10 protein-coding genes are annotated in these 10,580 nt (G+C 65.9%); 8 read left to right on the top strand and 2 right to left on the bottom strand.

Annotated features, from left to right (window positions below; genetic code table 11):
* Positions 1-294: 294 nt before the first annotated feature.
* The 4 genes from D7V77_RS21285 to D7V77_RS21270 all read left to right on the top strand — a co-directional run bounded on the left by D7V77_RS21285 (position 295) and on the right by D7V77_RS21270 (position 2,458).
* Positions 295-654, top strand: coding sequence for a hypothetical protein (locus D7V77_RS21285; protein WP_158624453.1), 360 nt, complete (start codon positions 295-297; stop codon positions 652-654).
* A gap of 331 nt (positions 655-985) precedes the next feature.
* On the top strand, positions 986-1,546 hold the full coding sequence (locus D7V77_RS21280) for a DUF1993 domain-containing protein (RefSeq protein WP_120578120.1): 561 nt from the start codon (positions 986-988) through the stop codon (positions 1,544-1,546).
* Between the two features lie 30 nt (positions 1,547-1,576).
* Entirely contained in the window at positions 1,577-1,786 is a 210-nt protein-coding gene (locus tag D7V77_RS21275; RefSeq protein WP_120578119.1) for a hypothetical protein, read from the top strand.
* Positions 1,787-1,792: 6 nt separating this feature from the next.
* Positions 1,793-2,458, top strand: coding sequence for a transposase (locus D7V77_RS21270; RefSeq protein WP_120578118.1), 666 nt, complete (start codon positions 1,793-1,795; stop codon positions 2,456-2,458).
* Between the two features lie 11 nt (positions 2,459-2,469).
* Here D7V77_RS21270 and D7V77_RS21265 read toward each other — a convergent pair whose 3' ends face one another.
* A complete protein-coding gene (locus D7V77_RS21265; protein WP_120578117.1) occupies positions 2,470-4,680 on the bottom strand; it encodes an FG-GAP-like repeat-containing protein in 2,211 nt (736 codons plus the stop codon).
* 685 nt (positions 4,681-5,365) lie between these two features.
* Here D7V77_RS21265 and D7V77_RS21260 point away from each other — a divergent pair.
* Together D7V77_RS21260 and D7V77_RS21255 are read left to right on the top strand one after the other, a co-directional pair.
* On the top strand, positions 5,366-6,694 hold the full coding sequence (locus D7V77_RS21260; RefSeq protein ID WP_172808825.1) for a M12 family metallopeptidase: 1,329 nt from the start codon (positions 5,366-5,368) through the stop codon (positions 6,692-6,694).
* 134 nt (positions 6,695-6,828) lie between these two features.
* Positions 6,829-7,791, top strand: coding sequence for a phosphatidylserine decarboxylase family protein (locus tag D7V77_RS21255; protein ID WP_158624451.1), 963 nt, complete (start codon positions 6,829-6,831; stop codon positions 7,789-7,791).
* A gap of 168 nt (positions 7,792-7,959) precedes the next feature.
* Here the strand turns inward: D7V77_RS21255 and D7V77_RS21250 are convergent, their stop codons facing one another.
* A complete protein-coding gene (locus tag D7V77_RS21250) occupies positions 7,960-8,916 on the bottom strand; it encodes a LysR substrate-binding domain-containing protein (protein ID WP_233597139.1) in 957 nt (318 codons plus the stop codon).
* Between the two features lie 110 nt (positions 8,917-9,026).
* Here D7V77_RS21250 and D7V77_RS45555 point away from each other — a divergent pair, with 110 nt between their 5' ends.
* The gene (locus tag D7V77_RS45555) at positions 9,027-9,392 is read left to right on the top strand and encodes a cupin domain-containing protein (protein WP_120578114.1); all 366 of its coding nucleotides are present in this window, start codon (positions 9,027-9,029) and stop codon (positions 9,390-9,392) included.
* Positions 9,393-9,427: 35 nt separating this feature from the next.
* Positions 9,428-10,327 (top strand): MBL fold metallo-hydrolase, encoded by a 900-nt coding sequence (locus D7V77_RS21240; protein WP_120578113.1) that lies wholly within the window; start codon positions 9,428-9,430, stop codon positions 10,325-10,327.
* The last annotated feature ends 253 nt before the right edge of the window (positions 10,328-10,580 follow it).

The following is a 10,580-nucleotide window of genomic DNA, read 5'->3' as shown; positions in this document are numbered from 1 at the left end:
GACGAATCTCCAGCCTGTCCTCACCTGTCAGCCTTGCTGCTTTCCCTCTGCCTCGCACCCAGTGCCTCCCGTCAAGCAGGGTGCCATGGTGAGCACCCACGTGGTGCGTTCACCGCTTGAGACCGCCCTGTTTTCGAAAGCCAGTTTCAATGCCAGTCCGTCACGGAGCCACGCACTGTCTCGGAAACCTACTACGAGAGTCAGTACGACCCTTCCTCGAAGACGACCCGCTCCGTGCCGCGCACGCGGATGGTGACGCGCTTCGAGCACCGTCAGAAATGCGGTCACGTGCCCATGATGCGCACCGTGACGCGCTTTGAGTATCAGTTCCGCAGCGAGTACATCCCGCCTCGCTTGGAATTGGTGTCGCGGCAGTACACCCGGTGGAGCCTGAAGGAGACGCTGCCTACGTGCGCGCCACCTTCGCCGCGGACGGGCGACTCGCCCTCCATGCCCCACCGGGTCGAAGGTGAGGTGTACGGTTGCTCGCTCGAACAGGCGCCTGATGAGCCGCAGCAGAAGGGTGGGGAGTCGGAAAGTCGAAGCCTGAAGCTACGAAGACAGTATCGCCAGAGTGCCATGGCGAAGGGGCTGGTGCCCGCGAGCTGCCAGGACCTGGCACTCCAGGTGCCGCCGGACATCGAAGCGCCCTGATTCACGCCTCGGCTGATTGGGGCGGGCTCCAGAGTGAGCCGAGAAGACTGAGCACTGCTTGGGGTCGAGCGCGGTAGTAGCCCAGCCCCGAGCGCAGCGCGTTCTGAATCTCGGTCATCTGCTCCTCACTCAGCTCCAGCCGGCTCATGCAGGTTCAACCCGCGACCCCCGACGGGTTCATCCGAGCCGTGAATCTGGGGGCGCCCACGACTCCTGTGAACCCGGTTGGACGTACGCTCCGCTGGCTGCGAGGGACAAGGTGCGGTTAAGTATCGCAACTCATCAATACGCGCCGGTTGGCACTGGCGCCTGACGCTGTGAAGGATGGGCCATGTCTTTGAATGCCTATGATCTATCTGCGGGCCTGTTCGTCCGCGGATTGACCAACTTGAAAGCGCAGCTGACGAAGGCCGAAGACCATGCCGCTGCCAGTGGCAGCGGTGAGGCGGCGTTGCTGGACGCGCAACTCGCTGCGGAAGGGCCCATGCACGGCCTTGCGAGTGGCGCGCCAGCTGACCTGCACCTGTACACGCTCGCCGCGCAAGTCCACTGGGCCGCGGAGGGAGCCAGGTTGGCGATCGCGCAGTTGCTGGGTGCGCCACGGGTGCCGGCCGCGAACGATGCAAAGAGCTTTGCGGATCTGCACCAGCGGCTCGATGCGACGATCGCCTATCTCCGAGAGATAGCGCCAGGCGACCTCGAAGCCGGCCTCGAACGAGCGATTGTTATCGAGCACCGCCGTGGCTCGATGCACTCCAGTGGCCGCCAGTTTCTGATCGCATTCGCGATCCCCCACTTCTTCTATCACGTGACCACCGCCTACGGCATCTTGCGCAACCAAGGCGTGCGACTCACCATGGGTGACTTTTTGGGCAACTGGGGGGCGGGTTGAGCTGAACCATGTGACCCGGACCTGGACCTGGTGGCCGACGTGCTTCCCTGGGAGGACGCGCATGACCATGAGCGCTCGCTGCTCCAGCATCTGCTGCCGCAAGTCCAGCCAGGACACCTCTGGGTGGCGGACCGAGGTTTCAGCACGCGTTCGATTCTCCAGACATTCGCCGCCCACGATGCCTTCCTGCTGGTGCGGGAACATGCACGCAACCCCTCACCGAGCGAGGAGCGCCCGTGAAGGAAGGTGGGGCGCATCGAGACCTGCACGGTATTCGAGCAGCCGGTGTCCATTCCAGACGGAGCCAACGGCCTGCTGCGACTGCGGCGCATCGAGATTGAACTCGACGCGCCGACCAAGGACGGCGAAACCGTCATCCGGCTGCTGACGAACGTCCCAGCGAACCGAAAGGCAGCCACCACCCTCGCCCAGTTGTACCGCACGCGCTGGCGTATTGAATGCCTTTTGGGCCGCTTGGAGTCCGTCCTCGAAAGTGAGGTACCAAGCCTTGGCTCTCCCCGGGGCGCCCTGCTTGGATTCTGCGTTGCGCTGCTGGCCTACGACGTGTTGGCCCTTTTGCAGGCGGTGCAGACCGCCCACCCGGTGTGCGAGGAGAAACCCATCTCCCCTTTCTACATCGCGGCCGAACTGCGCGAGTACTACGGCGGAATGAAGGCCGCCCTTCCGGAGGAAGTCTGGGTCCCATACGAAGGCCAGACATCGAAGCGGCTGGCCCGGACGCTGGTGGAAATGGCAAGGCGTGTAGACCCTGTGATGCTCCTCAAGCATCCTCGCGGTCCGAGGCCAGCGAAGAAGAAAGGCTACGCGCCAGCGAGCGAGGTGCGCCGGCAGGTCGCGAAGTCACGCGTCCTCGCTGCCGGCGCCGTCGACTACGTCAAGCGAGATGTTTAAAGGGGTGCGACTCAGAGTCCGTTGGGGACCACGGTCACGGTGCCGGAGCCCCTGTTGGTCAGGATGAGATCGGCGTACCCATCCGCGTCCATGTCCGCGGTGGCGATGGCGTTGAGGCCAGGCGAGGCGCCGGTCGTGACGACGGTGCCCGAGGTGAAGCCTCCATTGCCGTTGCCGGTCATCGGGCGGACGCCGCCCGAGGCCGTTGTAACGAGGATGTAGGCGTCGAGCTTGCCATCGCCGTTGAAGTCACCGGCCACGACGCCCAGCGCCGAGTTGGTGGCCGTAGTGGCCGCGGCGGTTGACTGAACGCCGCTCGCGAAGGTGCCGTTGCCGTTCCCTCTGAAGTAGAAGAGGTACCGGCCGGCCGCGCCGTTCGAGAGGATGTCGAGCGTGCCGTCGCCGTTGGCGTCGCCGAAGGCGATGCCCGCCGTCTGGCCGCTGGCGGAATTGCTGTAGGCGACTGGTGCGGCGAACGTGCCGTCTCCCTGGTTGATGAGGATTGACAGGCGTGCGCTGGCGGGGCTCGTCACCACGATATCGGAGAAGCCATCGCTGTTCAGGTCACGGCAGGCGATGGTCGACTGAGCGCCGCCGGTGCTCTGGATGCCGATGAACGTGGGCGCGCCGAAGTTGCCCGCGCCGGTGCCGAAGAGCACGCTCACCTGGTTCTGGGTCACGCTGGTCGTGGCGATGTCAGCCACCCCGTCGTCATCGAAGTCCCCGGTGCAGAGGTGGACGGAGCCCGGGGTGCCTGTGGTGAAGCTCGTCGGCGCGCCGAAGGTCCCGGGCGCGCTCGAGCCCAGGTTCTTGTAGACGCTGATGTTTCCGTTGATGAGGGGCAGGTTGGTCTGGCCGTTGACGGTGACGGCGTCGAGCCACCCGTCGCCGTCCACGTCCACGGCCACGACCGCGTTGCTGGAGAGCGAGGCGCTCCCGTAGTTGACCTCCGACTGGACGCTGGCGTCGCCATTCCCCAGGAAGACGGAGAGGGAGCCAGAGGGAGTCTGGGTCGACCCGGATTCGGCATTGGCCACCAGGATGTCGAGCTTGCCGTCGCCATTCACATCGGCGACCGCCGGGGCCAGCGGGCTGTGGTTCGCGGGGGAGCTGACCGGCGTGCCGGGGACCTGTCCAGTGGGGGCGGTCTGGCAGGTGGCGTTCGAGCAGATCTGGCCCGTCGAGCACACGATGCCGCAGGCGCCGCAACTGTCGGCGTCGCTCTGGAGGTTCACCTCGCAGCCGTCGGACGAGTTCGCGTTGCAGTCCGCGAGGGTGCCGGAGCAAGACTGGCAGTTGGTCCCCTCGTAGGTGGGCGCGCACTTGCAAGTGTAGCTACCCATGCCGTCGATGCAGGTGCCACCGTTCAGGCAGGGGCTTGCGGCGCACTCGTCGATGTTGGTGCAGCTCACGCCGTCGCCCTCGTACCCCGCATTGCAGGCGCAGGTGAAGGAGCCCCCGATGTTGGTGCAGGAGGCGTTGTCGTTGCAGTTGTCGGTACCGGCGGCGCACTCGTCGATGTCGGTACACACTGTCGGCTCTCCCGTGCAGGTGTAGCCCGGCTCCAACTGGCAGACGCTGTTGCAGCCGTCTCCCGAGAGTTGATTGCCGTCGTCACAGACTTCGAATCCGCCCAACACTCCATCTCCACAGAAGACTCGTAGCGACGTCTCCACCGCGTCCACCAGGTAGAGCGCGAGCACCGCGCCTCTCAGGCGCACGTAGCGATAGGGCACGTTCCCCGGGTACGTCGCCACCGCGATATGCGTCCCCAGGCCCAGCTCCTTCAGGTGCAACGTGCTGGAGCCGATGAAGGTCCCATCCGCCTTCAGGAAGTCCACCTGGGCCACGAGTGCCAGCGTGAGTCCCTGATAGTAGACGCGCAGGTCTCCGGTGCCTTCCTCTCCCTGGCCCAGGTCCAGGACCAGCGCCGAGTTGAGCACGCTCAGCATGGTCGCGGCCTGCCCGTCCGGAGCGCCCAACGCCGCGCTCGCGTTGAGCACCGCCGCCGTGGTGCTCGACACCACCGCGTCCGCATACGGGTCCCACGTCAAGGAGGCTTCCGGCCGCTCACGCGTCAACGCCGCGTCACCCGCTTGCGACACCCCATCCTCCGGAGGACCTACCGTCTCATCGAGGGACTCCACGGCACACGCCCCCAGCGACAAGGCCAGCGCCACGCCCAGTCCCCACGACCACAGCACACCAGGATGACTTCGCATCGAGTGTCTCCCTCCGAGGAGCAGGATGAAGCCCAGAATGGCCCCCTCTCCTCATGGAATGAACGACACCATTCCGTGCTCCCCGCTGCCAGGCACGCAACACTTTGATGGCAAACGTTCTCGGGCTGCCAGCCAACAAGCCCTGGAGGACCATCGACACCAAGTCCATGTCATGTCTGTGCCCGTCTCCGCGAATCGATGCGCAGAGATGGGAATGGTAGCGCATCGCCAACAGTGCCGGTGAGCCCCAGGTGCGCGGCCAAGCGTCAAACCTTCGAGTGGAGGTGACGCCAGCACAACCGGAAGTGCCAGTCATCCAGGCGCGGCATAGGCAAACGAGGAGGACTTCCCCCGCCCCCCGCCCGTTAGCGGAGGCGAACCGGATGCTTGGAGCCCCAAAGGCGCTGAAATGCCTCCCCCGCTTCCTGGTGGAGCCCTTGCGCCTGGGCTTGTCATGAACTGACGTTACGCCTGGAGCCCGAGGTCTAGAGTTAAAAGATGTACGGGGAATCCACATGTGTCCGTTCGCCTTGGCGCTCATGAGTCCAGACGCAGTGCATCCTCCATGCGGCGGAGTCTCCGGGGCATGTCGCGAATTGATGACGGTCCTTGATTTCAAACGACAAATGTCAGAGTGGTGTGGTTGTCTCCTGCTCCCCGGAATGCCTTCCGGAAAGGAGGCACCATGCTTCGAAGCACATTGAAGTCCGCGCTGGTTGCACTGTTCATCCCCAGCCTGCTCCTCACCGCCTGCGGTGAGGGATTGGAGTCGCGTCCCGCCCTGGACCCGGAGATGGCCCGAGTGCCTGCTGGCGCCCCGGTTCGCGAGGGCTACGCCTGGAACGCCGCGAGAGGGAAGTTGGTGCCAGTGAAGTACGCCGAGGTGGATGGCCTGGCCATCCTCGAGGGAGACATGGTTCTCGGCACGGTGGAGGAGATGGAGGCGCGCGTGCGCGAGGTGAATGCCCGGGGAGGTATCCACGCCCCGGGGGTCCATGCCCAGGGCGTGGCCATCACCGGAGCAAACTTCCGCTGGCCCAACTCCGAGGTGCCCTACACCATCGACGCGGCTGTGCCAAACCAGGCGCGAATCACGGACGCCATCAATCACTGGCAACAGCGTACGCACCTGCGCTTCGTGCAACGCACCGTGCTCAACGCGGCGCTGTACCCGAACTACGTCAATTTCCAGACGGGCACCGGGTGCAGTGCCCACGTGGGACGGATTGGTGGCAGGCAGATGGTGTCGCTGGAGGCCGCGTGCAGCACGGGCAACATCATCCATGAAATCGGACACGCCCTGGGTCTGTGGCACGAGCAGTCGCGCGAGGACCGCAATACCTACGTGCTCATCCGGCCCGAGAACATCACCGCGGGCTATGAGCAGAACTTCAGCCAGCAGATCGCCGACGGTGACGACATCCTCGCCTATGACTACGGCTCCATCATGCACTACCCGAGGACGGCGTTCTCGAGGAATGGGCTACCCACCATCGAGCCACTGGGAGGGCAGGCCATCGGGCAGCGCGATTCGCTGAGCATCACGGACGCGGCAACCGTGGCGCGTCTCTACTCGAGAACCATCTCCCTGCGTGCCTTGCGCGGCCACTACGTGGTGGCCGAGGGCGGCGGCGGCGGCGCGGTGAACGCTAATCGTGCCGGCGTTGGTCCCTGGGAGAAGTTCCAACTGGTGGACCGCAACGGGTTCGAACTGCAGACCGGCGACCTCATCCACCTGCAGACGGCCTCAGGTAACTATGTCATGGCCGTGAACGGTGGCGGCTCGGGGGTGACAGCCACCCCCACGGCGCCTGGCAACTATGAAACCTTCCGCATCTTGAAGATAGCCGGCACGGGCCTGCTCACCATCGGCACCGGAGACACCGTGGCCCTGTCGACGAACGATCTCCTCAACCCCCGCTACCTGTATGCCGATAATGGCGGCGACGGCTCGGTGTATGCCGCCGGCGCCGCCGTGGGGCAATGGGAGCAGTTCACCATCACCTTCTACTGAGGGACGGGATAGGGCCGAGGAACTCCGGGCGAAAGCAGACACGCGTCTGGGAGGGCGTGGTCGCGGGAAGTACCGTGGCCACGCCCAGGTCCTCGTAGATGAGGGCCGCTCCCGCTCAGTCCGCGTTGAGAGCCATGGGGTCCAATCGCCTGTTCGCGGAGAGTCCTCGCAAGCATCCCAAGGAACTCGCGCCGTCCGTGCAGGCCTTGGTCGAGTATGTGAAGCGTCCCGAGAACGACTTCCTCCGCATCTACATCGGAAGCATGCTGGACGCGGCCAACCAGAAGAACCCGCTCAACATCAAGACTCCCGCGGACTTCTTCCAGCAACTCGACAACGCGCTCTACAGCCTTCCGAAATACGATGCGAACTTCATGGCCGCGCTGCCGTTCTACACGGTCCTGCAGCCCTTCATGGAGAACGGCCCCGGCTGGGCTTTCTTCACCAACGAGGGCATCCGGCCCTACTTCTCCGCGATCCTGAAGGCCTATCACGACAAGCTGGAGACGGCCGCCTCCCTCGCCTACATGAACGACTCGCACGGGAACTGGCTCAGCGCGGACGCCCGGGAGTACCTGAGCCTGGACGATTACGTCTATTCCCCCTCCGCGCCGCATGGCGGCTTCAAGTCCTGGAACGCGTTCTTCATCCGCGAGTTCAAGGACCTCGACGCCAGCCGTCCCCTCGCGCCGGACCCCTCGGGGAAGGCGATCATCAGCCCCGTGGACGGGCAGGTCTGGAAGATCTCCAAGCAGGTGCAGCGCGAAGCCACCTTCGACATCAAGGGCGAGCAGTACTACCTCACGGACCTCCTCAACGAGCCCGCGGACAGTCCCTTCCTCAGCCACGTCAACACCCGGATGGTTCTCTTCATCGAGTCCATCGGAGAGGTCGCCATGGTCTTCGTGGGGCTGACGGAGGTGTCCTCGTGCGTGGCGACGGTCAAGGCGGGTGACCTGGTGCAGCGGGGCGACGACATTGGCCACTTCGCGTTCGGCGGATCGACCGGTCGAAGATCGCGTCCCTCAGCATCACGGACAGTCCCTCACTGGGCGACGGCGGCGGCGGGTCTGGGGAGAAGCTCGATAACGTCGTGATGGTGAGGCAGAACATCGGGCTCGCGCTGTAGTCGCGATCTCGGTGTCCACGAGACGTGAACGAACTGTGGGCACCAACTCTCGGCATTTCTCTCAGCAGTCTCCTTGACGTGCCGCGGAGAGGCAACGGCGCCCCCCTGACGCAGCGACCGAGCACCGCTGTCAGTCTCAAGGCGAGGCCCGCGGAGTTCCACCCATGCGCGGCGGCACGCCTCGCCGTGAGGCAGCCCGTGGCCTTGCTTTGCCGTGGAGGGAGAAGCGCTCGCGGAGCAACTGGATGAAGTGGGTCAGTGGAGCGGGGCGCTGGCGGGATGCGCGGGTGACGGCGCTCCAGCGGCGTCTGATTCCCCGAGGGGTGAGCCGGACGGTCCGCAGTCCATGGCGCTGGTCCGGCAGCATCCATTGAGGCAGTGCCGTCACGCCGATACCGCCACGCACCAGCTCGATCAGTGCCTCGGTGAGGGGGACGGGGGATACCCGGTGCGGCTCGATGCCCGCGGGCCAGAGCACGCGCGTGAAGACATCGAGCTGCTCCCGAGGCGCGGCATAGGTGAGCAGGTGCTCCCTCACCAGGTCCTCCGCCGTGACATGTTCCCGCCGCGCCAGCGCGTGGTCCTCGGGGACCACCAGCATGAGCTCGTCCTCGAAGAGCGCGGTCTGTGCCAGACGGGCCTGCGGCGGGACGTCGGTGGTCAAGGCGAGATCCAGCTCGCCATTCAGCAGCGCCCCAAGAGGCTGACGCGTGGCCTCCAGGACGATGCGCAGCTCGACGCGTGGGTGCTCGGCCTGCCACCGCCCCAGGATGGGCGGCAGCCAGCCATACACCGTGTAGCAGCCCGTGCTGAGCCGGAGCAGGTCGTCCTGCGGGTGCGCACGGCAGACCGCCTCGGCCTGGGCCACCTCGCTCAGGACCCGCCGTGCGGAGAGGAGCAGCTTCTCGCCTGAGCCGGTCAGGAGCAGGCGGCGCAGGCGGCGCTGGAAGAGCCGCACGCCCAGGCGCTCCTCGGCATCACGGAGTTGATGGCTCAGTGCCGAGGACGTGAGGTGAAGCTGCCGGCTCGCCGCGGCCAGGCTTCCAGTGTCGGCGACCGCGGCAATCAGCTTGAAGTGACGGAGCTCGAGCATGCCGGTCAGCTTCACATGAGCCCGGTTCAGCATCATCGCGAAATCGTTTCGCTGCGCTAACGGAACGGGTCTCCTTAACGTGGGTGTCCCAGCGCCAGGAGCACGGACGGATGACCCGGTCAGACAGCTTCCCGAGGATTCAGAGCCTTGCCGTACCCCCATGGTCGTCCGTGCGGATCGACGACATTGAACCGGTCGTCGTCGGCCCCGGCTGCCTTCGGAGGGACTTGCCAGGTCCTCGCGACGTGAGGGTCTGGGTCGTGGACATGGCTCCCGGGAGTCAGTGGCCCTGGGTGGACGTCCACGACACCGGCGAGGAGGTCCTCGTGGTGAGCGGTGAGCTCATCGAAGGGGAGCAGCGCCTGGGGCCGGGCTCATACCTGTTCTTCCCGCCGGCAAGCCGTCATCAGCCGCGGACCGAGACCGGCGTGCGTCTCTTCGGCATCAACCTCGTGGCCTCCCCGGGGGCTCGGTGAGCCAGGACGCCCTGACTTCCTTCTCTCCATTCCGGATGGAACCCTCGAACACGGAGGGACTGGGCAAGAGGGCCCGGCCTTCGCGGACGGGCCGTCGGGACTTCCTGCGTGCGGCGGTGGCGCTCTCCGCGGGCGCGGTCCTGCTCCCCCCTGGGACGGGCCGTGCGACGAAGCCTGTCGACAGCGCCGCGCTTCGCGCCCAGCGGTTGGCCTGGGCCGGAGTGCGGCTGCGGCTCGGACAGGACACGCTCTTCCTGGACCCGTTGAGCGACCCCACCGTGTGGGGGGCCGCGCTGAAGGACCCGCTCGTCCCGTTGGACGTGCGCGACGGGGGCCGCTTCGTCCTGGTGACGCATCGCCATCCCGACCACTTCGACCGGGTGGCCGTCCGTCAGGCGCTGGGGGACAGCGGGACGCTGGTGTGCGCCCCGGACATGGCCGCGGCGGCTTCCGCGTCGGGATTCCGCGTGCGGTCCGCCCCGCTCTACGAGCCCCTCTTGCTCAATGACTTCACCGCCACCGCCGTTCCCGCGGTGGATGGCTATGGGGATCCCCAGGTTTCGTGGATCGTCTCCGGTGGAGGCCGCCGCATCATCCACTGCGGCGACACGCTGTGGCATGGCTCCTGGTGGCACATCGGGCGACAGTTCGGCCCCTTCGATGCGGCATTCCTGCCTATCAACGGGGCGCGCTTCGGCTGGCGCAAGCCCGTGAGCGACGTGCATGCCGTCCTGACGCCGGAGCAGGCGGTGGCCGCGGCCGTGGTGTTGGGAGCAAAGCTCCTCGTGCCCATCCACTACGGCCTCGCTGCCTCCGAGGACTACCAGGAGGTCCCGGACGCGGAAGCGCTGCTTCTGGCCGCCGCGCGCACGCGGAAGGTGAACGTGGAGTTGGCACGTCCGGGGGAGTGGCTGACCTGGCGGGCCCGGACCTGACACGAACCTCGAGGCCGGGGCGTGCCCTTGTTGACTCCGAATTCTGGGTAGACCGTCCGACGATATGAATGACGCAACATGAGGCGTGGGGACGCCGGACGTGAGTGATAGGAGATGAGGCGGCCCCCTGACACGGCCCACACAAACTCAATGAAAATCCTCCTCCTGACTCCGCTCCTGCTGAGCGTTGCTTGCATTCAATCCGCCCCGGCCAAGGAGGCTGAGACGGCAAGTCGGACCGACCGCGTCTTGA

The sequence above is a fragment of the Corallococcus sp. CA041A genome (assembly GCF_003612075.1).
GTDB classification, from domain to species: Bacteria; Myxococcota; Myxococcia; order Myxococcales; family Myxococcaceae; genus Corallococcus; species Corallococcus exiguus.
This window is presented reverse-complemented; position numbering and strand designations above follow the sequence as displayed.